The sequence below is a fragment of the Vandammella animalimorsus genome (genome assembly GCF_002285265.1).
Taxonomy (GTDB): Bacteria; Pseudomonadota; Gammaproteobacteria; order Burkholderiales; family Burkholderiaceae_C; genus Lampropedia.
This window is the reverse complement of the sequence record NZ_NSJB01000001.1, coordinates 491535-516069: the sequence shown is the minus strand read 5'-3', so window position 1 is coordinate 516069 and position 24535 is coordinate 491535. Positions and strand designations below refer to the sequence as shown.

Sequence of the window (24535 nt, the reverse complement as noted above, 5' to 3'; positions counted from 1 at the left end):
CCGTTTTCCCCCGTGCGCCTCAATTCCATCAAGCTCGCCGGCTTCAAGTCCTTTGCCGAGCCGACCAACTTTCTGCTGCCAGGCCAGATGGTGGGCGTGGTCGGCCCCAATGGCTGCGGCAAGTCCAACATCATGGATGCGGTGCGCTGGGTGCTGGGCGAATCCAAGGCCAGCGAGCTGCGCGGCGAGTCCATGCAGGACGTGATCTTCAGCGGCACGCACACGCGCAAGCCCGCCAGCCGCTCCAGCGTGGAGCTGGTGTTCGACAACGCCGACCACCGCGCCGGCGGGCAGTGGAACCAGTTTGGCGAGATCGCCGTCAAGCGCGTGCTCACGCGCGAGGGCGCCAGCAGCTACTACATCAACAACCAGCAGGTGCGCCGCAAGGACGTGCAGGACGTGTTCCTGGGCACCGGCCTGGGCCCGCGCGCCTACGCCATCATCGGCCAGGGCACGATCAGCCGCATCATCGAATCCAAGCCCGAGGAGCTGCGCCTGTTCCTGGAGGAAGCGGCCGGCGTCTCCAAGTACAAGGAGCGCCGCAAGGAGACCGAGGCGCGCCTGAAGGACACGCGCGAGAACCTCACCCGCATCGAAGACATCCTGCGCGAGCTGGGCAGCCAGCTGGGCAAGCTGCAGGCCCAGGCCGAGGTCGCCGCGCAGTACACCCAGCTGCAAGAGCGCGTCACGCTGGCGCAGCAGCAACTGTGGCTGCTGCGCCAGCAAAAGGCCCAGCAGGATCTGGAGCAGGCCCAGGCCGCCGGCCAGCAGGCCATGGATGAGCTACAACTGCACACCGGCGAGATCGAAGTCGCCGCCGCGCAGCTGGAGCAGGCGCGCGAGCAGCACTACGCCGCCGGCGAGCAGGTCAACAGCGCCCAGGGCGCGCTCTACGAAGCCTCGGCCGAGGTCGGCAAGCTCGAAGCCGAAATCCGCTTCGTGCTCGAAGGCAAGCAACGCGCCGAGCAGCGCATCGACGCGCTGCAGCAGCAGATGGCGCAGTGGCAGCACAGCTCCAGCCAATCGAGCGAGCACCTGAGCGCGCTCGAAGGCGACGACGCCAGCGCGCTGGAGCGCAGCGAAATCCTTGCCGCCCAGCTCGACGAGCACAGCGCCCAACTGCCCGAGCTGGAGCAGGCCTGGCGCCAGGCGCGCGAGCAGGCCGAGCAGGCGCGCCAGCAGGCCCAGCACGTGCAGCAGCAGCTGCAGGTGCTGGCCGCCGAGCAGCGCGGCCTGGCCGAGCGCCAGCAGCAGCAGCAGGCCCGCATGGAGCGCATCGAGCAGGAGCGCCGCGGCCTGCAGCCCATCGACGAGCAACAGCTGGCCCAGCAGCAGCAGGCGCTGGAGCTGGCGCGCGAGGAGGCCGAACTGGCCCAGGCCGCCTGGGCCGAGCTGGAAGCCAGCCTGCCCGAGCTGGACAGCCAGCGCCGCCAGGCGCAAAACGCGCTGCAGGCCAGCGCCGGCAAGCTCGCCAGCCTGGAGGCGCGGCTGCAGGCGCTGCGCGCCCTGCAAGACAAGGTGCAGGCCGAAGGCAAGCTCGCCCCCTGGCTGGCCGAGCACGGGCTGGAGCAGTTCGAGCCGCTGTGGCGCCAGCTGCACGTGGACAGCGGCTGGGAGCAGGCCGTCGAAGCCGCGCTGCGCGAGCGCATGGCCGCCCTGCCCGTCTCCGACCTGGAGCGCATCCGCGGCTTTGCCAGCGCCGAGCGCCGCCCGCCCGTCAAGCTGGTGTTCTACGCCAATGCCCCTGGCCACACACCCGCCGCGCCCGCCGCCGCACCTGTCGCCCCCAACCCGGCCATGACCCTGCCGCCGCTGAGCGAGAAAATCCGCTGCGACAACCCGCAGCTGCAGGCCGTGCTGGCCGACTGGTTGCAGGGCTGCTACAGCGCCGCCCACCTGGACGACGCGCTGGCCGCCCGCAGCCTGCTGCGCCCGGGCGAGCAAATCCTGCTGGCCCAGGGCCACAGCGTCACCGGCCACAGCCTGGGCTTTTACGCCGAAGACAGCGAGCAGGCCGGCCTGCTGGCGCGCGCCCAGGAGATCGAGGCCCTGCAGGCCGACTGCCAGGCGCAAGAGACCAGCGTGCAGGCGCAGCGCAGCGCCCAGGCCCAGGCCGAGAGCGCCTACCAAGAGGCTGCCGCCGCGTTGCAACAGCGCCGCAGCGCCGCCGACCAGGCGCAAAAACAGGCCCACCAGCTGCAGGTCGAAGTCATGCAGCTGAGCCAGCAGGCCGAGCAGCTGCGCGCCGCGCACGCCCGGCTGGAGGACGACTGGCAAGAGCTGCAGCAAGGCCAGGAAGAATTGCAGGCGCGCAGCATCGAGGCCGAGGCGCGCTTTGAGGAGCTAGACGCCCAGCTGGCCGAGGCCCAGGCCCTGCAATTGACGCAGGACGAGGCCGTGGACGCGGCCGAGCGCCAGCTGGGCCAGGCGCGCGAGCAGCTGCGCCAGCTCGAGCGCCAGCTGCAGGAATCGCAGTTCGGCCAGCAAAGCATCCAGCACCGCCGCCAGGAGTTGCAGCGCAGCCTGGCCACCGCCAGCCAGCAGTTGCAGGCCCTGCAGCAAGAGCTCGAACAGGCGCAGATCGAACAGGCGCGCTTTGCCGAGACCGGCGCACTCGACGGCCTGGAGCAGGCCCAGGCCGTCAAGCTCGACTGCGAGCAGCGCCTGCAGCAGGCGCGCCAGCACTACGACGAAATGGGCCGCCAGCTGCGCGCCACCGACGAGGCCCGCATGCACAAGGAGCGCGCGCTGGAGCCGCTGCGCCAGCGCATCACCGAGCTGCGCCTCAAAGAGCAGGCCGCGCAACTGGCCTGGCAGCAATTCGAAGACCTGCTGAGCGAGGCCGAGAGCGACAAACAGGCCGTGGCGCACAGCATCGCCCAGGGCCAGGTGCGCCTGGAAGGCCTGCAAGGCCAGATCGAGCGCATGCAGCGCCAGATGGAGGCCCTGGGCCCCGTCAACCTGGCCGCGCTGCAGGAGCTGGGCCAGGCCAATGAGCGCAAGACCTACCTGGACGCGCAGGCCAGCGACCTGCAAGAGGCCATGGCCACGCTGGAAGAGGCGATTCGCACCATCGACGCCGAAACCCGCGAGCTGCTGCAAAGCACCTTCGACACCGTCAACCAGCACTTTGGCGCCATGTTCCCCGAGCTGTTCGGCGGCGGCCAGGCCAGGCTCATCATGACGGGCGAGGAAATCCTCGACTCAGGCGTGCAAGTCATGGCCCAGCCGCCGGGCAAGCGCAACCAGACCATCCACCTGCTCTCGGGCGGCGAAAAGGCCTTGACGGCCATTGCCCTGGTGTTTGCCATCTTCCAGCTCAACCCCGCGCCCTTTTGCCTGCTCGACGAGGTGGACGCGCCGCTGGACGACGCCAACACCGAGCGCTATGCGCGCCTGGTCAAGCGCATGAGCGCGCACACCCAGTTCCTCTACATCAGCCACAACAAGATCGCCATGGAAATGGCCGAGCAGCTCATCGGCGTGACCATGCAAGAGCGCGGCGTCTCGCGCATCGTGGCCGTGGACATGCAAGAGGCGCTGAGCATGGCCGACGCCTGAGGGCCCTTGGCCTTGCCTGAGCAGGGCTGCTCACGCTCTGGGCGAGATGGGCGAGATGGGCGAACGCCTGCTCACAGGCAGGCGTTGATCGGGGGATCAGAGCGTGTTGTGCTCGAACGTTGACAAATCCAAGACAGGCCGCTGACTGCCATCGCAATCTCGAAGATGGCTCTCGTCATGCCCGCGCAGGCGGGCATCCAGCGCCACCATTGCGCGCGAGTGGGGAGATTGGCAAACGGCAGCGCCGCCTGTCAGCGCGTCGCGACTGGACACCCGCCTTCGCAGGTGTGACGAGAGAAGGCGGCGCTTTCAGGAAATGTCTTCACGAGCATCGAAACCGCTCCAGAAGGCGCAGGCCGCAGCCCCGAGCGGCTGGGCGCCGCCGGCTCAGGCCGCGCGCTCGATGCGCAGGCCGCTTTCGGCGTCGAAGAAGTGCAGGCGCCCGGCGCGGGGCTGCACGTACAACGTCTGGCCCGGCTCGGGCACGAAGTGGCCTTCCTCAATGCGCACGATCAGGCTTTCGCCTTGCAGGCGGGCGTAGATCAGGCGCTCGGCGCCCAGCAGCTCCACCGATTCGACCTCCACGGGCCAGCCCTGGCCGGGTTCGACCAGGTCCAGATGCTCGGGGCGAATGCCAGTAATCAACCCTTCCGGGCTGCCCGGGGCGTGCTTGAGCAGGTTCATCGGCGGCGAGCCGATGAAGCTGGCCACGAAGGTCGTCGCCGGCGTGTGGTAGACCTCCTCGGGCGTGCCGAACTGCTCCATGTGCCCGCCGCTGAGCACGATCATGCGCTGCGCCAGCGTCATGGCCTCGACCTGATCGTGCGTGACGAACAGCGAGGTGATGCCCAGCTCGCGGTGCAGCTTCTGAATTTCCAGCCGGGTCTGCGCGCGCAGCTTGGCGTCCAGGTTGGACAGCGGCTCATCGAAGAGGAACACCTGCGGCTGGCGCACGATGGCGCGGCCCATGGCCACGCGCTGGCGCTGCCCGCCCGAGAGCTCGCGCGGCTTGCGTTCGAGCAAATGCCCCAGCTCCAGGATTTGCGCGGCCTTGTCCACGCGGCGCTTGATTTCATCGGCCGGGGTCTTGGCGATTTTCAGGCCGTAGGCCATGTTCTCGAACACGCTCATGTGCGGGTAGAGCGCGTAGTTCTGGAACACCATGGCGATGTCGCGCCGCGCCGGCTCCAGGTCGTTGACGACCTGCCCGCCAATGAGGATCTCGCCGCCGGAGATTTCCTCCAGCCCGGCCACCATGCGCAGCAGCGTGGATTTGCCGCAGCCTGAGGGGCCAACGATCACGATGAACTCACCATCGGCAATCTCTGCGTTGATGCCATGGATGACCTGATTGACCTTGGCACCACGGCCGTAGCGTTTGATGACGTTGCGCAGGGAAATGGATGCCATGGGAGAAGGGGCAAAAAAGAGAAAAAACGGAACACGCGCCAGGCGCAGCGCAAAAAAATACCCGCACAAGGGCTTGTGCGGGCTCTCTGGCCCGGGCGGGGCCGTACTATACCCAAACTCACCCCCTGCTTTGCCCTGCCCGCCCCACAGAACACCACATGCACACCGACAGCACCTCTCCGACCATTGCCTTTCTGGGTACCGGCCTGATGGGCCAGCCCATGGCGCAGCGCCTGCTGGATGCGGGTTATGCGCTGCACGTCTGGAACCGCACCGCCAGCAAGACCGAGGCCCTGTGCCAGGCTGGCGCGCACGGCCACGCCAGCGCCGCGCAGGCCGTGGCGGCGGCCGACATCACCATCGCCATGCTCGAGAGCGGCGCCATCAGCCGCGAGGTGCTGCAGGCGCACGGCGTGGCGCAGGCGCTGCGACCTGGCAGCCTGTTCATCGACATGGGCTCGATGCAACCGCGCGAGGCGCGCGAGCACGCCGCGCTGCTGCAGGCGCGCGGCGTGCTCGCGCTGGATGCGCCTGTCTCGGGCGGCACCGTGGGCGCCCAGGCCGGCACGCTGGCCATCATGGTCGGCGGGCCGGCCGAGGTCTTCGAGCGCGCCCAGGTGCAGGCCCTGCTGGCCGTGCTGGGCCGCGCCACCCGCGTGGGCGAGGCTGGCAGCGGCCAGCTGGCCAAGCTGGTCAACCAGATGATCGTGGGCATCACCATCGGCGCCGTGGCCGAGGGCCTGCTGCTGGCCGAAAAAGGCGGCGCCGACCCGGCCAAAGTGCGCGAGGCCATGGCTGGCGGCTTTGCCCAAAGCCGCATCCTGGAGCTGCACGGCCAGCGCATGGTGGCGCACGATTTTGCGCCGCGCGGGCGCATGAGCGTGCAACTCAAAGACTTGCGCAATGTGCTGGCCAGCAGCGCCGAGCTGGGCTTCGAAGCCCCCATCACCGCGCTGCTGGCGCAGCTCTACCAACAAGCGCTCGATGGCGGGCTGGGCCCGCTGGACCACAGCGCGCTGTTTTTGCAGCTGGCGCAACGCAACCACATGCACACCGGCCTGGCCCAGGCTCAGCTGGCCTCGGCGCAGGCCCAGTCGGACGATGGCCTGGCAACAGCCCCGGCACCGGCCGCAGCGCCTGCGCCATGACGCCCCCTGCCCGCCTGCCAGCCCCCCGCCACGCCTGGGGCCACGCCCTGCGCCATTGGCCTGCGCGGCTGCTCGCCCTTCCTCTGCGGCTGCGGTGCCTGTTTTGCCTGGCCTGGCTGCTGCTGCCCATCGGCCCGGCCCAGGCTGCCGGCGCGCTGGCCACGCCGGCGCAGTGCATCGTCACCCGCGTCTCCGATGGCGATTCGCTGCAGGCGCGCTGCCAGCACGGCGCGCGCGCGCAACGGCTCAAGCTGCGCCTGCGCGCCATCGACGCGCCCGAGTTGCGCCAGCCCTACGGCCAAGCCGCCAGGCAGGCGCTGCTCGCGCTGTGCCTGCACCAGCGCGTGCAACTGCCCGCGCGCGCGCAACGCGACCGCTATGGCCGCACCCTGGTCGATCTACACTGCGGCGGCGTGCCCGTGGCCGAGCGCCTGGTCGCGCAAGGCCTGGCCTGGGTGCACCGTGGCACGGCGCGCGACTACCCGCGCCTGCTGCGCCTGCAGCAACAGGCGCAGCGCAGCGGCAAGGGCCTGTGGACGCAGCGCGAGCCCACGCCCCCCTGGGCCTGGCGGCACGCGCACCCTCAACCGCCACGGCGGTCGCAATGATTTTTCTAAAAGGAGAGCTTGCAATGACAACGACACAAAAAGTGGCCCTGATCACCGCCGGCGGCAGCGGCATGGGCGCGGCCGCCGCGCGGCGTCTGGCCGCCGATGGCTTTGCCGTGGGCATCCTCTCCTCCTCCGGCAAGGGCGAGGCGTTGGCGCGCGAACTCGGCGGCGTGGGCGTGACCGGCTCCAACCAATCGCCCCAAGACCTGCAGCGCCTGGTGGCCCTGGCCGAGCAGCGCTGGGGCCGCGTGGACGTGCTGGTCAACAGCGCCGGCCACGGCCCGCGCGCGCCAGTGCTCGAGCTCAGCGACGAGGACTGGCACCGTGGCATGGACACCTATTTGCTCAACGTCGTGCGCCCAACGCGCCTGGTCGTGCCGCTGATGCAGCGCCAGGGTGGTGGCGCCATCATCAACATCTCCACCGCCTGGGCCTTCGAGCCCAGCGCGCTGTTCCCCACCTCAGCCGTGTTCCGCGCCGGGCTGGCCAGCTTCACCAAGCTGTTTGCAGACCAGTTCGCCGCCGACAACATCCGCATGAACAACATCCTGCCCGGCTGGATCGACAGCCTGCCAGCCACCGAGGAGCGCCGCCAGAGCGTGCCGCTGCAGCGCTACGGCAAGAGCGAGGAAATCGCCGCCACGGTGGCCTTTCTCGCCTCGGATGGCGCGGCCTACATCACCGGCCAGAACCTGCGCGTGGACGGCGGCCTGAGCCGCTCCGTCTAAAAAAACCGTTCCAAGTCTTCGCACCCCCGCCCCTTCATGCCCGCCTACTCCTTCGAAGCCATCGACGAACTGGGCCAGCCGCGCAAAGGCACGCTGGAGGCCGACTCCGCGCGCAGCGCGCGCTCGCAACTGCGCACGCAGGGCCTGGTGCCGCTGCGCGTCGATGCCGTGGCTGCCAGCGCTCCGGCGCAGGCCGCCGCAGGCGGCGGCTGGCTGCGGCGGCGTGTCTTCAACGCCACCGCGCTGGCCATCTGGACGCGCCAACTCGCCGGCCTGGTCTCCTCCGGTCTGACGCTGGAGCGCGCCCTGGCCATGCTGGCCGAGGAGGCCGAAGACCTGCGCCAGCAGCACCTGGTGGCCAGCCTGCGCGCCGAGGTCAATGCCGGCAGCAGCTTCGCCCGCGCCCTGGCCGCCTGGCCGCAGGAATTCTCCGAGGTCTATGTGGCCGTGGTCGGCGCCGGCGAGCAAAGCGGCGAGCTGGCGCTGGTGCTCGAGCGCCTGGCCGACGAGCTGGAAAACCGCCAGGCCCTGCAAGCCCAGATCACCGGCGCGGCGCTGTATCCGGCCATCGTCACCGTGGTGGGCATCGTCATCGTCATCTTCCTGCTCAGCTACGTCGTGCCACAAGTTGCCAGCGTCTTTGCCGGCGGCCGGCGCAGCCTGCCGCTGCTGACGGAAATCCTCATGGGCATCAGCGCCTTCTTGCGCGCCTACGGCCTGTGGCTGCTGGCTGCGCTGGCGCTGGCGACCTGGCTGTTCGGACGTTGGCTGCGCATCCCCTCACAGCGCGAGAAATTCGACGCCGCCTGGCTGAAGCTGCCCATACTGGGCCGACTGGCCGCGCAATTCAATGCAGCGCGCTTTGCCTCCACACTGGCCATGCTCAGCGGCGCCGGCGTGCCCATCCTCAAGGCCCTGCAAGCGGCCGCGCAAACCGTGGGCAACCGCAGCATGCGCCGCGACGCGCTGGAGGCCCTGGCCCTGGTGCGCGAAGGCGCGCCGCTGGCCGCCGCGCTGGCGCAGAAAAAACGCTATCCGGCGCTGCTGTCCATGTTCGCGCGCCTGGGCGAGCAAACCGGCCAGCTGCCGCTGATGCTCGAACGCGCCGCCCGCCAGCTACAAAGCCAGGTGCAGCGCCGCGCCGTGCGCCTGGCCACCATGCTTGAGCCGCTGCTCATCGTGGCCATGGGCCTGGCCGTGATGGTCATCGTGCTGGCTGTGCTGCTGCCCATCATCCAGATGAACACCTGGGTGCGCTGAAGCGCCGCCATGCCCTGTCCCGCCCCATCCATCCCTATCGCGCCGCCCGGCCTGCACACGCTGCAGCTGGGCGATGGCCGCACGCTGGCGCTGCTGCGCCCCGATTGGCCGGCCCCGCCCTGGGTTCGGGCACTGTTCACCACCCGCCAGGGCGGTTGCAGCCCCGCGCCCTGGGATGGCTGGAACCTGGGCGACCACGTGGGCGATGCGCCTGCGCGGGTGGCCGCCAACCGCGCGCTGCTGCAGCGCGCCATGACGGCGCTGGACGCGCGCGCGCCGCAGCCGGTGTTCGTGCAGCAAGTGCATGGCTGCGATGTCTTGCCGCTCGATGCCCTGTCGCGCGATGGCCTGCAGTCTGCCGAGCCTGGCTGCAACGAGCCGGACTGCGATGCGGCAGTTGGCCAGCGGACCGCGCCGTTGGTGGCCGATGCCGCGCTGGCCAGCCAACCTGGCCTGGCCTGCACCATGTTGGTGGCCGATTGCCTGCCTGTACTGCTGGCCCATCGGCAAGCCCGCGTCGTGGCGGCCATCCACGCCGGCTGGCGTGGCCTGGCTGGCCAGAATGGCCAGGGCGTGCTGGAGCACAGCCTGGCGCAGTTTGCCCAGGCCGTGCAGCGGCGCTGCGGCCTGCCGGCGGCGCAGGCCGCGCGCGACACGCTGGCCTGGCTGGGCCCGTGCATCGGGCCTGCGGCCTTTGAGGTCGGCGCCGAGGTGCGCCAGGCCTTTCTGGCCGGCCAGCCCGCCAGCGCCCAGGCGGCTGTGGCCCGCTGTTTTGCGGCCCCTTCGTCCGCACAATCGCCCGCCCCTTCTGCGGCGCAGGTCAGGCCTGCCCCCGGCCATGCCGACCCAATGCGCTGGCACGCCAACCTGCCGGCGCTGGCGCGGCTGCGCCTGCAGGCGCTGGGCGTCGAGGCGATTTACGGCAACGATGGCAGCGCGCCCTGGTGCACGCTGGGCAATGCGCGCTGGTTTTTCTCGCACCGGCGCGATGCGCGCCGTCTGGGCAGCAGCGGCCGCATGGCCGCCTGCATCTGGATCGACGAGGCCCAGGCCCTGCCACAGTGATCTGTAGGGCAGCGCACTGGGCGCTTGGCCGATAATCGCCCTCTTTTTTTCGTCGCCCCCTGCCCTGCCATGCTGCAATTTCAGCTTCTCGCCACCGATGCCACCAGCCACGCGCGCCGTGGCGCGCTCACGCTCAACCACGGCGTGGTGCAAACGCCCATCTTCATGCCCGTGGGCACCTATGGCACAGTCAAGGGCGTGATGCCGCGCAGCCTGCACGAGATGGGCGCGCAAATCATCCTGGGCAACACCTTCCACCTGTGGATGCGCCCCGGGCTGGATGTGATGCGCTCCTTTGGCGGGCTGCACGCCTTTGAGCAGTGGCACAAGCCCATCCTGACCGACAGCGGCGGCTTTCAGGTTTGGAGCTTAGGAAGCATGCGCAAAATCACCGAGGAAGGCGTGCATTTCGCCAGCCCCGTCAATGGCGACAAGCTGTTCATGTCGCCCGAGGTCAGCATGCAAATCCAGACGGCGCTGAACTCGGACATCGTCATGCAGCTCGACGAATGCACGCCCTACGAGACCAAGGGCCACATCACCACCGAGGCCGAGGCGCGCCAATCCATGGAAATGAGCCTGCGCTGGGCGCGCCGCAGCCAGGAGGAATTCGCCCGCCTGAACAACCCCAATGCGCTGTTTGGCATCGTTCAAGGCGGCATGTTCGAGCACCTGCGCCAGGAATCGCTGGAGCAACTGGTGGCGATGGACTTTCCCGGCTATGCCGTCGGCGGCGTCAGCGTGGGCGAGCCCAAGGAGGAGATGCGCCGCATCATGGCCCACACGCCGCACCGCCTGCCCGCACACAAGCCGCGCTATCTGATGGGCGTGGGCACGCCCGAGGATTTGGTCGAGGGCGTGGCCTGCGGCGTGGACATGTTCGACTGCGTCATGCCCACGCGCAACGCGCGCAACGGCACCATCTTCACCCGCTATGGCGATTTGAAGATCCGCAACGCGCGCCACAAGGCCGACCACCAACCGCTGGACCCATCCTGCACCTGCCACGCCTGCGCGGGCAGCAGCGGCGTGAGCTGGGAAAACGGCGGGCGCGAAGGCTTCTCGCGCGCCTACCTGCACCACCTGGACCGCTGCGGCGAAATGCTCGGGCCCATGCTCACCACCATCCACAACCTGCACTACTACCTGAACCTGATGCGCGAAGTGCGCCAGGCGCTGGAGCAGGGCCGCTTTGCCGCCTTCCGCCAGCAATTTGCCGTCGAGCGCGCGCGCGGGGTTTGAGCAAACTTCTGGGCAAAAAAAGGCCGCCTGACATCAGGCGGCCTCCAGTCACCAGTCAATCCCCATCAATACCGGGTAATCACGGCCATGCCGAAATCCGGGTTGACGCTGGCCATGCTCTCGTTATTCACGAAGCGGACGCGGCCATTGTTGGCAAGGACTTTCTCGATGATTTCATCGACGATGTCTTCATAGGCGTTGTTGTCCTTGGAGGGGGCGGCCAACTCTGCCGACTCCAACAGCTTGAGCTGGCGGCCATCCTCGCTGACTTCTGCGGGGATGCTCAAATCCTCCTCGACCACCAGCACCTCGACACGGCCATCGATCGCAGCCTGCCAGACTTCATTGAGGCCGCCGACGAACAAATGGTTGCTCTTGGCGCTTTCCAGCTCGGTGAAGATTTTCTGGCGCTCTTCATCCAGGGCTTGCTTGATTTGCGGCCAGATTTTCTTGGCCAGCTGATGCGCATCCTCATCGTGGTGGCCGCTGTGGATGTAGAGCATGACCTCATCGCTGTTGCGCGCGCCGTCGCGGAAATGGCCGATATTGCGATCCACGCCCACGACCACAACCGGAGCGGGCGTGTCTTTCTGCGCGGCGGCAATGGCCTCACCGACCTCGCGCATGCTGTCGCTGACGATTTGATCGCGCACATGGCTGATGTCCTGGCTGGGGTTGGCGCTTGCCACGCTGCCCTTCAGGCTGAACGGGAAGCCGTAATCGTTGACCTCATTGAGCAAATCCTTGCGGCCGATAAAGAGGCGCGTGCCGTTCTCACTCAAAACCACCAGCAAATACAGCGGGCTGCGATTCATGGCGTACACCAGATCGCGGGTGAGGAAGTTATCCTCAATGCTCACCCGCTCCGGCAGGCGGAAAGGCAGCTTGAAGGATTGGGCGTATTCAGCACTGGCAAAAATCACCAGACCGTCCAGATTGTGCTCATGATCGACCTCATCGGCCATGCGCCGGATGGCGTCTGCAATCTCCAGGGTTTCGCGCTTGCCAAATTGCGACTCCAATTGCTCAATGGCCTGGCCCACCAGGTTTTTCAAGCGAATGGGGTCCTTGTCGTTGTCGGGCGAGGTGCGGTAAGTGGGCAGCGTGATGGTGACGCTGGGGTTGGATCGCTTGGACTGGATCTCTTTGATGGTATTGAGGTTCACAAATTTCCTTTCTGATTCAAAAATCAAGACAAATATTCAAATGGATCACAAAGCATCAAAACACATTCAACTCACCAGAGTCATTGAAATGCCATCAAAATGAAACCAATTGATTGCTTTGCAGCATAACAGCAAAATCCTGCACTGTCAAGAAAACCCTTTTTCATAATCCATGAATTGCGCCAATCAATATATTCAGCAAACGATATATCTGATGCAAATCCCCCAGGTTTGCAGACCTTCTTTTCGATTTTTCTAAAAATTCCCAAAAGCCATTTTTGGCAATCTGCATGAGACGCACCGCCGCAGGGTTTTCCTGCTGATTTTCTGTACAGTCTGGTGGCACTTTTGCCGGGGGCCTGCTTTTCAAAGTCAGGCCCCGTAGGCGCTGGAGAAGGTGGCCCAGCGCAGGCTCTGTGGGCGGCCCCTGGCCTGGGCGTGCGGCCGATCGTCGTAGGATTGCTTTTCATCTAACCCTTTTTGGCCCCGCCCAGCGTACAAGAAGATGTGGCCAGGCTGCGCGGCGCCGTCCGTGTGCTGCGCTGGCCGGCTGCAGGATTTGTTCCAGCCATTCCCCCGTCTTGACCGAAAGGAGCCCCCCCATGTCCCGTTTGCCATGCCATGCCCATTGCCACGCCGCGCCGCGGCCCCAGGCCCGTGGCGGTGTGTTGACCTCGCGCCCGCAGCGCGCTTTGCCGGCGCTGGGCGCGCTGGCCCTGGCCAGCCTGCTGGCGGCCTGCTCGGGCAGCCCCGGCGGGCATGCGACATCCAGCCCGCAGCGCGAGTCCGCGCCGCAGCCGCCCGCCCCATTGGCCGCGCCAGCCCCTGAGTACGCATCCGCCATGGATGCCGCCGTGAGCACCAAGCCCATGGCCCAGCAATCGGTCACGCTCTACGTCGCTGGCGCGCAGCCCATGCCCGATGCCCTGCGGCCCAGGCAGGAGCGCGAGCGCTATGACGAGGTCAAGGACAACCCGGTCAAGCGCACGGCGCAGGACAGCGTCTCCACCCTCAGCCTGGATGTGGACACCGGCGCCTACGCCAACATGCGCCGCTTCATCCAAGCTGGCCGCCTGCCGCCCAAGGACGCCGTGCGCGTGGAGGAGCTGATCAATTACTTCCCCTTCGATTACCCGCCGGCCAGCGGCGCGCACCCGTTTTCCGTCACCACCGAGCTGGCGGCCGCGCCCTGGAATCCCCAGCACCAGTTGCTCAAGATCGGCGTGAAGGCCGTGCAGGCACAGGCCAGCGCTATGCCGCCGGCCAACCTGGTGTTTCTGGTCGATGTCTCCGGCTCGATGAATTCCGCCGACAAGCTGCCGCTGGTGCAGGCCAGCCTGCGCCTGCTGGTCGAGCGGCTGCGCCCGCAGGACAAGGTCTCGCTGGTGGTCTATGCCGGGCGCACGGCGGTGGAGCTCGAGCCCACCAGCGGCAAAGACAAGCAAAAGATTCTTGCCGCCATCGAGCGGCTGCAGGCCGGCGGCTCCACCGCGGGCGAGGCCGCGCTGCGCCTGGCCTACCAGCAGGCGCGCGCCGGCTTCATCGAGGGCGGCATCAACCGCATCCTGCTGGCCACCGATGGCGACTTCAACGTCGGCATCAGCGACGTGCGCCAAATCCGCGACATGGTCGAGCGCGAGCGCAAATCCGGCGTCTCGCTGACCACGCTGGGCTTTGGCACGGGCAACTACAACGAGGCGCTGATGCAGCAGATCGCCCAGGTGGGCAATGGCAATTACAGCTACATCGACAGCCTGCAGGAGGCGCGCAAGGTGCTCGACGAGGAGCTCTCGGCCACCTTCAACACCGTGGCCGCCGACGTCAAGCTGCAGCTGGAATTCAACCCCGCCACCGTGGCCGAATGGCGTCTGATCGGCTATGAAAACCGTGTGCTGGCCGAGGCCGACTTCCGCAACGACGCGGTCGATGCGGTCGAGATCGGCGCAGGCAAGAGCGTCACCGCGCTCTACGAAATCACGCCCGTGGGCCAGCCCACGCTGCACGTGCCGCGCCGCTACGGCCAGCCAGGCGCAGCCGCGCAGCCAGCGGGCGATGCGGCCAAGCGCAACGAGCTGGGTGAGCTGCGCATCCGCTACAAAAAGCCCGGCCAGGCCAGCGCCACTGAGCTGAGCCAGCCCATTGCTGCGGCTGCCAGCGGCCAGCCCAGCGCCGAATGGCAGTTTGCCGCCGCCGTGGCCGGCTATGGTCAGTTGCTGCGCGGCAGCCCCTTTTTGGGCCAGTGGGGCTATGGCGACGCCAAGCGCCTGGCCCAGCAGGGCCTGGGCAAGGATCCGCAAGGCTACCGCCGCAGCTTCATCGAGCTGATCGACCTGGCCGCCAGCCTCTCGCCCAAGCCTTGAGGTTGCACGCACCGCGGCCTCAGGGCCGACGCAAACGCGAGCCTTGGCAAGACAGGGCTCGCTCAATCGCCCTGGCCGGCCCGCTCAATCAGCACGATGGCGCATTCCTGCTCGGCGTGGGGCTGATGCTCCATGCCCTTGGGCAGCACAAAAAGCTCGCCGGCGCGGATGCGCACCGGCTGCGCATTCTTGAAGCGAATGCCCATTTCGCCGCTGAGCACCAGCACGGCCTTGTCGCTGTGCGCATGGCTGTGCCATTCAAAGTCGCCCGCAAAGCGCACGAAGCGCAGGCCAAAATCGCCACGGTTCAGGATGAGCGGCTTCCAGTGCTCGCGCAGCTGCGCCAAGGTTTCTTGCAAAGGAATGGGGGCGTCAATGGTTGCGTCAATGGGGGCGTGCATGGCTACAGATCCTTGGGATGTCTTGCCGCTCAAAAAATCCACCGTGGCCGAGAGCTGGAAGCTGCGCGGCGCGCCCAGCGCCAGGCCGGTGTAGTGCGGCTTGGCCCAATAGGTCTTGTTGGCGGCGTTGGCCACGCTGGCGCGCAGCGTCAGCGCAGCCACAAGGGCTGCGCGACTATCTGCTGGACTTCAGCTGCGCCGCGCGCGCATTCGTGCGTGCGCACCCTGGGCTGACGCCCTATGTGCTGCGCCGCCAGGCGGCCACCCCGGCCATGCTGGACAAGATCGAGGCCCACCACCGGCGCATCGCGCGCATCTACGGCCTGCGCCCGGCCCAGGCGCGCTGGCTGCTGAGCACCGTGGCCTTTCACTGCATCGCCGTCTCCGACACGGTCTACAGCCTGGCCTGCGCCCCGACCCAGCCCGACGACGAGCCGGAGGATCTGGCCAACGCCGCCGCGCGCGCAGCCCAGCGGGCCGAGATGGAGGCCGAGCTCGAACAAGGCATGCAGGCGCTGATCGTTGGCGCGCTGGCGCTGTTGGAGCAGAGGGGGGTGATGGGCGGCGCACCGCCATACCGGACTTGGGTCAGGCGCGGCCCGGCTCAAGATCCGCGCCGGACGCGCAGCCGGGACATCAAGCCAGGCGATAGGTTGATTGCACCAGGCCCGAGGCAAAGCTGCGGCTGGACACCAGCGTCAGCCCGATGTCCTGCGGCAGTGCCCCGAACAGCGGCCTGCCCGCTCCGATCAGCACGGGCACCGTGGTAATCACCATGTCATGGATCAGCCCATCGCGCAGGAAGGATTGCACCAGTTGCCCGCCATCGACATAGACCCGGCGCACGTTGTGCGAAGCCAGCTCCTGCATTGCAGCCTTGGGCCCGAGAGCTGAGAAACGAACCGCGCCTTCCAGCGCCTCGGGCACTGGCGTGCCGGCAAGTTGCCTGGACAGCACGAGAGCAGGCCGCTCGTAAGGCCAGGTGTCAAAGCTCAGCAGCTTTTCATAGCTGCCGCGCCCCATCACGATCATGTCCTTGTCGGCCATGAAGTCTGCATAACCGTGATCCTCGACTGGATCGGTGCGCTGCAACAGCCAGTCGATGTCGCCATCGGGCCTGGCGATGAAGCCGTCCAGACTGGTGGCAATGAAGACATGTCCAGTGATCATTGCAAATCCTTTGTTCAGGCGCGGGAGGGCTCCGGATTGTTCACGATCTGGACGGTTTGCGGCGCGGCAAAGCCGAGCGGACGGCAGGACTCGAGCATGAGATGCCAGGAGCGAGAAATATGCAAGCGCCGCGCGCGCCCGTCAGCGGATGCGGCGGCAGCCGCGGTTGCAGTCCCACACGGCGCCGCTGCCGTCGGCCACGGAGGGGCTGGGCGGCGCGGCCGCCTTGGACGCAGGCCCGCCCGCCAGATCGGTGGCGCAGCCGCTCAGCAGCAGGGCGGCACCTGCCAGCGCGGCGAGGATCAGGCAACGCATGAGGCTCTCCTTGGTTGCGTCAGTTCGAACGAGGGCGTCATTGCGCCAGCCTGCGGCTGCTCCAGACGATGCTGTCGTAGACGCAGTAGTCGCGCACATTGCACGAAGGCGGATCGGCCCGGGCGATGCGATCTTGCTCGCACATGGCCAGGGCCGCGTCGATGTGGCGCTGCTTGTCCTGCGGCGTGGGCTCGAGCACCCCGCCACGGTCGAGCACGGCCTGTTCCTGCGGGCTTTGCGGGCTGACGTAATAGCGGTAGATGTGCTCATCCAGGCCCAGGATGTGCCTGCCCTCGGCAATCGCCACGCAGGCATTGACCACGCGCGCCAGCACGTGGCAGTCGCGCGCCTGGCGGCCTTCGCGGCATGCCTGCATGGCTTCGTTCTCGGCATCCTGCATGGTCTTGGGCGAGTGCACCTGCTTTTCGAACAGCGTGCCTTCCTCGCGCCGCAGCCCGTCGCGGCGGCTTTCCTCGGCCCAGCCGCGGTCGTAACCCAGCACCACGACCTGGTAGGCGCGGCTGCGGTTGGCCACGTCGACCGGCGGATGGTACGGGGCGGGCGGCACATTGGCGCCTTGGCCCCCCATGCGCTGCTGCTGGAGGATGTGCTGCTGCATGATGTGCTGGTGCATGATCTGGCGCTGCTGTTGCTGCTGGATGCGCTGCACCTGCCCTGGGGACAGCTGCGCCAGCGCCGCCAGCGGCCAGGCTAGCGCGGCCAGCGCCACAGCCGTGGCTGCAGCGTGCAGCATGCCGGGCACAAATGGTTTGTTCATGGCTCGCTTCTGCTGGTCTTTGGTCGGTCAACCCTGGGGCGCCAGCGGCGCGCAGCCACTGGCGCGCGCTCATGGCTCAAGCGCTCATTCGGCGGCGGTTTCTTCTTCCTCCGGCTTGGGCTTGGCTTCTTTTTTGAGCGGCGTGATGTCCAGCTGCACTTCGTCCTTGACGCCGCCCTGGCCGTCATCGACCTGCTTGAGGCCGATGAGCACGCGCCCGCCATCGGCCAGGCCGCCAAACAGCAGCTCGTCGGCCAGCGACTTGCGGATCGTGTCCTGGATCAGGCGCTGCATGGGGCGCGCGCCCATCAGCGGATCGAAGCCTTTCTTGGCCAGGTACTTGCGCAGCTCGTCGGTGAAGCTGGCCTCGACTTTTTTCTCGGCCAGCTGGCTTTCGAGCTGCAGCAGGAATTTATCGACCACGCGCAGGATGATTTGCTCATCGAGCGGCTTGAAGCTGACGATGGCGTCGAGCCGGTTGCGGAACTCGGGCGTGAACATGCGCTTGATGTCGCCCATTTCGTCGCCGGCCTGGCGCGGGTTGGTGAAGCCGATGCTGGCCTTGTTCATGGTCTCGGCGCCGGCGTTGGTCGTCATGATGATGATGACGTTGCGGAAGTCGGCCTTGCGGCCGTTGTTGTCCGTCAGCGTGCCGTGGTCCATCACCTGCAGCAAGATGTTGTAGATGCTGGGGTGGGCCTTCTCGATCTCGTCGAGCAGCAGCACGGCGTGCGGCTTCTTGGTCACGGCCTCGGTGAGCAGGCCGCCCTGGTCAAAGCCCACGTAGCCCGGCGGCGCGCCGATGAGGCGGCTGACGGCGTGCGGCTCCATGTATTCGGACATGTCGAAGCGGATCAGCTCAATGCCCATGATGTAGGCCAGCTGGCGCGCGGCCTCGGTCTTGCCCACGCCGGTGGGGCCGGAGAACAGGAAGGCGCCAATGGGCTTGTCGGGCTTGCCCAGGCCCGAGCGCGCCATCTTGATGGCGCTGGCCAGGGCCTCCAGCGCGCCGTCCTGGCCGAACACCACGCTCTTGAGGTCGCGCTCCAGAGTCTTGAGCTTGCTGCGGTCGTCCTGCGAGACGGCCGCCGGCGGGATGCGCGCGATCTTGGCGACGATTTCCTCGATCTCGGCCTTGCCGATGGTCTTGCGCCGCTTGGAGGGCGCGAGGATGCGCTGCGCCGCGCCGGCCTCGTCGATCACGTCGATGGCCTTGTCGGGCAGCTGGCGGTCGTTGATGTAGCGCGCCGAGAGCTCGGCCGCGGCCTGCAGGGCGGCATTGGCGTACTTGACGCTGTGGTGCTCCTCGAAGCGGCTCTTGAGGCCCTTGAGGATGTCCACGGTCTCGGCCACGGTGGGCTCGACCACGTCGATCTTCTGGAAGCGCCGCGACAGCGCCGCGTCCTTCTCGAAGATGCCGCGGTACTCGGTGAAGGTGGTCGCGCCAATGCACTTGAGCTGGCCGCTGGAGAGCGCCGGCTTGAGCAGGTTGGAGGCGTCCAGCGTGCCGCCCGAGGCCGCGCCCGCGCCAATCAGCGTGTGGATTTCGTCGATGAACAGCACCGCGTCGGGCTTTTCGCGCAGGCTTTTGAGCACGCCCTTGAGGCGCTGCTCGAAATCGCCGCGGTACTTGGTGCCCGCCAGCAGCGCGCCCATGTCCAGCGCGTACACCGTGGCGTTTTCCAGCACCTCGGGCACGTCCTTTTGCGTGATGCGCCAGGCCAGGCCCTCGGCAATAGCGGTCTTGCCCACGCCGGCCTCGCCCACCAGCAGCGGGTTGTTCTTGCGGCGGCGGCACAGCACCTGGATGGTGCGCTCGACCTCCTGCTGGCGCCCGATCAGCGGATCGATGCGGCCCTGGGCGGCGGCCTGGTTCAGGTTGACGGTGTACTGCTCCAGCGGGCTGAGTTTCTCGCCGCGCTCGCCGCCGGGCTGCTGGCCTTCTTCCTGCCCGCCCATGGCGTCGGCGCTGCCGGCCTTGTCGCCGGCCTCGTCCTTGCGGATGCCGTGCGCGATGAAGTTCACCACGTCCAGCCGGGTGATGTTCTGCAGCTGCAGGAAGTAGGCCGCGTGCGAGTCCTTCTCGCCAAAAATGGCCACCAGCACATTGGCGCCCACGACCTCTTTCTTGCCATTGCCGGTGGACTGCACGTGCATGATGGCGCGCTGCACGACGCGCTGAAAGCCCAGCGTGGGCTGGGTGTCGACCTCATCGCTGCCGCCCACTTGCGGCATGTTGTCGTCGATGAAGCCCGTCAGCGCGCTGCGCAGCTCCTCGATGTTGGCCTTGCAGGCGCGCAGCACCTCGGCCGCGCTGGGGTTGTCCAGCAAGGCCAGCAGCAGGTGCTCGACGGTGACGAACTCATGGCGCTTTTCGCGCGCCTCGACAAAAGCCTTTTGCAAGCTGACTTCCAGTTCCTGGGCAATCATTGATATGAACTCCTTGTGCTTGCGAAAAATACGATACAGGGCAGATGCGGGCGCCCTGGAAGAAAATCAATAGACCCTGGGCCAGTCATTGACGCAAGCAATGGCCCCTGGCCACTGCCCTGGCCCGCATCAGAGCGAGCGCGCCGCATGGTGAAGCATTTGGCCTATGGCGTCAACGCCGCGTTTTCCATCTGCCAATGTCCCAGATGAGCGCGCTGGTCGCGCGTCGTGCCAACCTGACCCAAAGGCTTATGGCGGCTTATGAGGCCAGCGGCTCGCTCAGGCATTGCAGCGGGTGACCGGCGCTGGCCGCAGCGCCCATGACCTGATCGACCTTGGTCTCGGCGATCTCGTGCGGGTACACCCCGCACACGCCCCGGCCTTCGAGGTGGATCTTGAGCATGATCTGCGTGGCCATGTCGCGGTTCTTGCCGAAAAACTCCTGCAGCACGGCGATGACGAACTCCATGGGCGTGAAATCGTCGTTGATCATCACCACCTGATAGAGCGGCGGCTGCTTGGGCCGGTGCAGCTGGCGCTCCACCACCGCGGTTTCTTCTTCCTGCAGCGGCAGCACCGTGGGCGGCGCCGGCGGCTTGATGGGCTGGTTGGATGCTTCTGGAACATTCATGGCGCACGATTTTAGAACCTGTTGACGGCCTCGGTACGCGCCGAAAAAGCACGGCCTGCAATGGCCCGCAGGCGCAGGGCGCGGCCCCGCGCATCACGTACAAGTTTTTACGTCCGCGCTGCAGCGCACGCCGCGCAACTGCCGCTACGATGCCGCCCCAGCAAGACCACACACTGCACGCTTTTTGCCATGCCTTTGAAACACACGCCCACCCTGTTGTTGCGCCGCGCCCATGCTGCGGCGCTGGCCTTGGCGCTGGCCCTGCCCGCCGCGCTGCAGGCGCAGGCGCCGCAGGCCTCGGGCCAGCCGCAGCTGGATTTGCCCCGGCTGGCGCTGTCGGTCAACATGTACCGCATCGATGCCCAGGTGGCCAGCACGCCTGCCCAGCGCCAGATCGGCTTGATGTTCCGCCCCAGCATGCCGCAGCACGAGGGCATGCTGTTCGTCTTCGAGCAAGCGGGCGTGCAGTGCTTCTGGATGCAAAACACGCCGCTGCCCTTGACGGCGGCCTTCCTGGCCGACGATGGCACGGTGGTCAACCTGGCCGACATGCAGCCCTTGAGCACCGAGCAGCACTGCTCGGCGCAGCCGGTGCGCTATGTGCTGGAGATGAACCAGGGCTGGTTTGCCCAGCGCGGCATTGCCGCGGGCATGCGCCTGCGCGGCCAGCCTTTCGAGAGCGGCGGCGGCGCGGGCAAGGCCCGGCCCTGACGCTGCGGCCCGGCCCCTGCAGGTCCCAACGCGCCCTCCTTGCACAGTTGGTGTGAACAGGCCCTAGAATCAACGACTTGCAAAGAGAACATCAAGAACCTCCATGGATTGCCCCAGGGCGCGCCCGATGAGCCAGCCCCGCTGGCACCATCGGGCGCAAGCAGCCATACCGCCCAGCCCCTTCACCGCCACCGTCGTGATCCTGTACGAATACCCCTTCAACGAGCGCATCCGGACTTATCTGCGTCTGGAATACCTCTTGCTGCGCCTGCAGGAGCTGCTCAACCGCTCGGATGTCACCGACCACCAGTACGCGCTGCAAACCATCTTTGAAGCCATCGAGGTGGCCTCGCGCACGGATCTGAAAACCGACATGCTCAAGGATCTGGAGCGCCAGCGCGCCGCGCTGCAGATCTACAAGGACTATCCGGACATCGACCACGGCGTGCTCGACCGCATCTTCACCCGCATCGATTACTGCGCCAAGAACCTCACCACCATGCCCGGCAAGCCCGGCCAGCTCATTGCCGACAACGAATGGCTCAACACCGTGCGCAGCCGCATGGGCATCCCGGGTGGCACCTGCAACTTCGATCTGCCGCTGTTTCACCATTGGAAGCACCGCCCATCGGCCACCCGCCTGCGCGATCTGGAGACCTGGGCCAACAGCCTCACGCCGGTGGCCGACACCGTGTTCCTGCTGCTCAAGCTGGTGCGCGACACCGGCACGGCGCACCGCGTGGCCGTCACCCGCGGGCAATTCCAGCAGAACCTGCCCCCAACGCGGGGCTTTCAGCTGCTGCGCCTGTGGGTCGATCCGCGCGACGACGTCACGCCCGAAATCAGCGCCAACCGCCTGCTGGTCTCCGTGCGCTTCATGGAGCCCAATCTGGAAGGCAAGCCCACGCCCACGCACAAGGACTTGTCGCTGGAAGTGGCCATTTGCGGCCTGTAGCCGCGCCCTCTGGGCATCTGCGCCCCCATCGCCTTGCCATGAGCCATTCACCCCCACCACCGGGCCAGCCGCCCAACACCAACGAGCCGCCGGCCAAGGCCGGCCCCATCGTGGCCTGCCCCCAATGCCAGCAACCCACGCGCTTTGCGCCCAGCAACCCCTGGCGGCCGTTTTGCAGCGAGCGCTGCCAGCGCATCGACATGGGGGCCTGGGCCAGCGAGCAGTTTCGCATCGCCGGCAAGCCCGGTGATGATCAAGGCGGCGGCGAACAGGACTGAAACGCCCTGCCCCGTCTTTGGCCGCCTTGCCCGGCGGCGGTCAGCGCAAGCCATAGTTTCACTACAATCGGGCGCGCCCTTGCGCCCTTTTCGGCCCTCTTGTCTCAACCCTTTTCGGCCCCCTTCGCCTCGTTTCCTTGGGCGCTCTTTCAGGCCCCCAGTGCGCCGAAACCGCCAAGCGTCTGGCACACAGGCCCGGCCACACTGCAATAGCGGCCCTGCAGCCGCGCTGTTTTCTCGACGACCATTTTTCCCGCATGTCCTGGCTTGACAAAATCATTCCCTCCCGGCTGATTCGCAGCACGGAAACCAGCTCGCGCCACCAAATCCCCGAGGGCCTGTGGTCCAAGTGCCCGGAATGTGAAACCGTGCTCTACCGCGCCGACCTGGAGAAAAACCTCAACGTTTGCCCGCACTGCAGCGCCCACCAGCGCATTGGCGCGCGCCAGCGCCTGGCGGCCTTTCTGGACGAGCAGGGCCGCTACGAAATCGGCCAGGAAGTCACGCCGCTGGATGCGCTCAAGTTCAAGGACAGCCGCAAATACCCCGAGCGCCTGAAGGAAGCGCACAAGGCCACCAACGAGAGCGATGCGCTCATTGCCATGGGCGGCACTCTGCATGGCCTGCCGGTCGTGGCCGCTTGCTTCGAGTTCGACTTCATGGGCGGCAGCATGGGCAGCGTGGTCGGCGAGCGCTTCGTGCGCGCCGTGCAGGCCGCGCTGCACAAAAAAGTGCCTTTCATCTGCTTTACCGCCACGGGCGGCGCGCGCATGCAGGAAGGGCTGCTGTCGCTGATGCAAATGGCCAAGACCAACGCCTGTCTGACGCACTTTGCCCAGCAGCGCCTGCCCTTCGTCAGCGTGCTGACCGACCCCACCATGGGCGGCGTCAGCGCCAGCTTTGCCTTCATGGGCGATCTGGTCATTGCCGAGCCCAAGGCCCTGATCGGCTTTGCCGGGCCGCGCGTGATCGAATCGACCGTGCGCGTCAAACTGCCCGAGGGCTTCCAACGCGCCGAATTCCTGCTGGAAAAAGGCGCCATCGACCTGATCGTCGACCGCCGCCAATTGCGTGACGTGATTGCGCAAAACCTGGCCATCTTGCTGGGCCAGCCCAGCATTGCCGCCCCCAGCGCCCCCCTGCCCCCGGCCGGCACCGCCGCAGAGGCGGCCGGCCAGCCGGCCCCGGGGGGCGAGGCCGCCCTGCCCCAGCCCGAGGCTGGCAATGAGGGCGCGACAGCCCACGAAGCCAGCGCGGGCAAGGGCTAGGGCGGTTTCGACTCTCATGAAGGCAGCTCCTGCAAGCGCCGCTGGTTCTCGTCACACCCGCGCAGGCGGGTGCCCAGCCACGACACTGACAGACGGCACTGCTGTTTGCATTCCCTCTCGTGCGCAAAGGTGGCGCTGGATGCCCGCCTTCGCGGGCATGACCAGAGCGACTTGCGAGCTGGCGATGCCAGTCAGCGGCCGGGTCTTGGATTTGTCAACGTTCGCGCAGAACACGCTCTAAGAGCGAACCTGCTCCCCTCCCCCCCCTGCCTACGGACAATGAAGCGGATTTGGGCGCTCTGCGACGCAAGCAAAACTGGCCAATAGCACGTGCTATTGGCTGCGTCATGTGCTCCAAGCGGTGCCTGGCGTTACATCCCAAACCGCTTGTGTCCACCCACGCCGAAATCTTGAGCAGGCTCGAAAAAGCTCCCGGCAGCGGGTCTCCTCCAGAGAAGGCGCGGTGCCTATTGCCTCGCGCCTGCGGCTGCTTTCACTTCCCCGACATTTCGCGCTATTGCAATGGCTCGTCCGCCCCTTCGGGCAGGGGCAGCACAGGGATGCCTTCGTCCAGCAATTGCAGCATTTGCTGCACGCTGGCCTGGCCGTGGATGGGCCGCTCTGGCGCCTGGCCTTCGTGGATGCGGCGGGCCTCGGCAGTGAAGCGCTCACCAACGTTTTCGGCATTTTTCAGCAAGGCGCGCGCCTGGCTCAGCCACTGGGCCTGGCGTCTGCGCTGCTCGGCCATGGCCTGCTGCGCGCCCGCGCTGGGAGCGCCACGTGCTTGCACCTGGCTGGGGGCCTGATCGCCCCCGGCTGGCAGCCGCTGTGGCTCGGCGCTGGGCTGGCGGTTGCTCTTGGCCTTCAGGTGCGGCGCACTGAGCAGCTTGTCGACTTGCGCGCTGCCGCACACCGGGCATTGCAGCAGGCCGCGCTGGCACTGCGACTGGTAGTCCTCGCTCGAGGCGAACCAGCCTTCAAACACATGCCCGTGCGCGCAGCGCAGATCGAAAACTTTCATGGATGCCAACTCCTGGCGTAGGCACT

At 67.1% G+C, this 24535-nt stretch carries 22 protein-coding genes and 1 pseudogene; 12 read left to right on the top strand and 11 right to left on the bottom strand.

The annotated features are described in order from the left end of the window. Positions 1-12 precede the first annotated feature (12 nt). Positions 13-3561, top strand: a complete 3549-nt coding sequence (smc, locus tag CK625_RS02255; protein WP_095538615.1) for a chromosome segregation protein SMC — start codon at positions 13-15, stop codon at positions 3559-3561. 387 nt (positions 3562-3948) lie between these two features. Here the strand turns inward: smc and CK625_RS02250 are convergent, their stop codons facing one another. Then, positions 3949-4971 carry a sn-glycerol-3-phosphate import ATP-binding protein UgpC gene (locus CK625_RS02250; protein ID WP_095538614.1) on the bottom strand — a complete coding sequence of 341 codons (1023 nt, stop codon included), beginning with the start codon at positions 4969-4971 and terminating at the stop codon, positions 3949-3951. 158 nt (positions 4972-5129) lie between these two features. Here CK625_RS02250 and CK625_RS02245 point away from each other — a divergent pair, with 158 nt between their 5' ends. The 6 genes from CK625_RS02245 (at position 5130) to tgt (ending at position 11025) form a co-directional block, all read left to right on the top strand. Next, on the top strand, positions 5130-6119 hold the full coding sequence (locus CK625_RS02245) for an NAD(P)-dependent oxidoreductase (RefSeq protein WP_095538613.1): 990 nt from the start codon (positions 5130-5132) through the stop codon (positions 6117-6119). Then, positions 6116-6727, top strand: a complete 612-nt coding sequence (locus CK625_RS02240; RefSeq protein ID WP_095538612.1) for a thermonuclease family protein — start codon at positions 6116-6118, stop codon at positions 6725-6727. The genes CK625_RS02245 and CK625_RS02240 overlap by 4 nt, the downstream gene beginning before the upstream one ends. Positions 6728-6750: 23 nt before the next feature. Continuing rightward, positions 6751-7458 carry an SDR family oxidoreductase gene (locus tag CK625_RS02235; protein WP_095538611.1) on the top strand — a complete coding sequence of 236 codons (708 nt, stop codon included), beginning with the start codon at positions 6751-6753 and terminating at the stop codon, positions 7456-7458. A 36-nt stretch (positions 7459-7494) separates the two neighbouring features. Further along, a complete protein-coding gene (gspF, locus tag CK625_RS02230) occupies positions 7495-8718 on the top strand; it encodes a type II secretion system inner membrane protein GspF (RefSeq protein WP_095538610.1) in 1224 nt (407 codons plus the stop codon). A 9-nt stretch (positions 8719-8727) separates the two neighbouring features. Continuing rightward, positions 8728-9783, top strand: a complete 1056-nt coding sequence (locus CK625_RS02225) for a polyphenol oxidase family protein (protein ID WP_095538609.1) — start codon at positions 8728-8730, stop codon at positions 9781-9783. Positions 9784-9852: 69 nt separating this feature from the next. Continuing rightward, positions 9853-11025: a tRNA guanosine(34) transglycosylase Tgt gene (gene tgt / locus CK625_RS02220; RefSeq protein ID WP_095538608.1), complete on the top strand. Its 1173-nt coding sequence runs from the start codon at positions 9853-9855 to the stop codon at positions 11023-11025. A 65-nt stretch (positions 11026-11090) separates the two neighbouring features. On the opposite strand, the gene CK625_RS02215 is transcribed toward tgt, so the two are convergent. Both CK625_RS02215 and CK625_RS13530 read right to left on the bottom strand, forming a co-directional pair. Continuing rightward, positions 11091-12191, bottom strand: a complete 1101-nt coding sequence (locus CK625_RS02215; RefSeq protein ID WP_095539039.1) for a hypothetical protein — start codon at positions 12189-12191, stop codon at positions 11091-11093. An 80-nt stretch (positions 12192-12271) separates the two neighbouring features. After that, positions 12272-12661: a hypothetical protein gene (locus CK625_RS13530; protein ID WP_143326143.1), complete on the bottom strand. Its 390-nt coding sequence runs from the start codon at positions 12659-12661 to the stop codon at positions 12272-12274. Between the two features lie 132 nt (positions 12662-12793). Between CK625_RS13530 and CK625_RS02210 the strand changes: the two genes are divergently transcribed. Then, positions 12794-14551 (top strand): vWA domain-containing protein, encoded by a 1758-nt coding sequence (locus CK625_RS02210; protein WP_095538607.1) that lies wholly within the window; start codon positions 12794-12796, stop codon positions 14549-14551. Between the two features lie 62 nt (positions 14552-14613). On the opposite strand, the gene CK625_RS02205 is transcribed toward CK625_RS02210, so the two are convergent. The 7 genes from CK625_RS02205 to clpS form a co-directional block, all read right to left on the bottom strand. Then, positions 14614-15114 (bottom strand): cupin domain-containing protein, encoded by a 501-nt coding sequence (locus CK625_RS02205; RefSeq protein ID WP_095538606.1) that lies wholly within the window; start codon positions 15112-15114, stop codon positions 14614-14616. Further along, the gene (locus tag CK625_RS02200) at positions 15102-15455 is read right to left on the bottom strand and encodes a hypothetical protein (protein WP_095538605.1); all 354 of its coding nucleotides are present in this window, start codon (positions 15453-15455) and stop codon (positions 15102-15104) included. Before CK625_RS02200 ends, CK625_RS02205 begins: the two co-directional genes overlap by 13 nt. 133 nt (positions 15456-15588) lie before the next feature. After that, positions 15589-16122, bottom strand: coding sequence for a dihydrofolate reductase family protein (locus tag CK625_RS02195; protein ID WP_095538604.1), 534 nt, complete (start codon positions 16120-16122; stop codon positions 15589-15591). A gap of 141 nt (positions 16123-16263) precedes the next feature. Beyond that, positions 16264-16437, bottom strand: a complete 174-nt coding sequence (locus CK625_RS13860) for a hypothetical protein (RefSeq protein WP_172425061.1) — start codon at positions 16435-16437, stop codon at positions 16264-16266. A gap of 37 nt (positions 16438-16474) precedes the next feature. Continuing rightward, positions 16475-17215, bottom strand: coding sequence for a DUF4189 domain-containing protein (locus CK625_RS02190; RefSeq protein ID WP_095538603.1), 741 nt, complete (start codon positions 17213-17215; stop codon positions 16475-16477). An 84-nt stretch (positions 17216-17299) separates the two neighbouring features. Further along, a complete protein-coding gene (gene clpA, locus CK625_RS02185) occupies positions 17300-19645 on the bottom strand; it encodes an ATP-dependent Clp protease ATP-binding subunit ClpA (RefSeq protein WP_095538602.1) in 2346 nt (781 codons plus the stop codon). Positions 19646-19904: 259 nt separating this feature from the next. After that, complete coding sequence (gene clpS / locus CK625_RS02180; protein WP_095538601.1) at positions 19905-20276, bottom strand: ATP-dependent Clp protease adapter ClpS; 372 nt, start codon at positions 20274-20276, stop codon at positions 19905-19907. 189 nt (positions 20277-20465) lie between these two features. Here clpS and CK625_RS02175 point away from each other — a divergent pair, with 189 nt between their 5' ends. The 4 genes and pseudogenes from CK625_RS02175 to accD all read left to right on the top strand — a co-directional run. Further along, on the top strand, positions 20466-20987 hold the full coding sequence (locus CK625_RS02175) for a DUF192 domain-containing protein (protein WP_095538600.1): 522 nt from the start codon (positions 20466-20468) through the stop codon (positions 20985-20987). Positions 20988-21183: 196 nt separating this feature from the next. Then, positions 21184-21942, top strand: coding sequence for a cell division protein ZapD (zapD, locus tag CK625_RS02170; RefSeq protein WP_095539038.1), 759 nt, complete (start codon positions 21184-21186; stop codon positions 21940-21942). Between the two features lie 38 nt (positions 21943-21980). Next, on the top strand, positions 21981-22220 hold the full coding sequence (locus CK625_RS02165; protein WP_095538599.1) for a DNA gyrase inhibitor YacG: 240 nt from the start codon (positions 21981-21983) through the stop codon (positions 22218-22220). A 257-nt stretch (positions 22221-22477) separates the two neighbouring features. Beyond that, positions 22478-23344 (top strand): annotated as a pseudogene (accD, locus tag CK625_RS02160) (acetyl-CoA carboxylase, carboxyltransferase subunit beta); the annotation flags it as partial. A gap of 658 nt (positions 23345-24002) precedes the next feature. Here accD and CK625_RS02155 read toward each other — a convergent pair. Then, positions 24003-24509 carry a DUF1178 family protein gene (locus CK625_RS02155; RefSeq protein WP_095538597.1) on the bottom strand — a complete coding sequence of 169 codons (507 nt, stop codon included), beginning with the start codon at positions 24507-24509 and terminating at the stop codon, positions 24003-24005. Positions 24510-24535 lie beyond the last annotated feature (26 nt).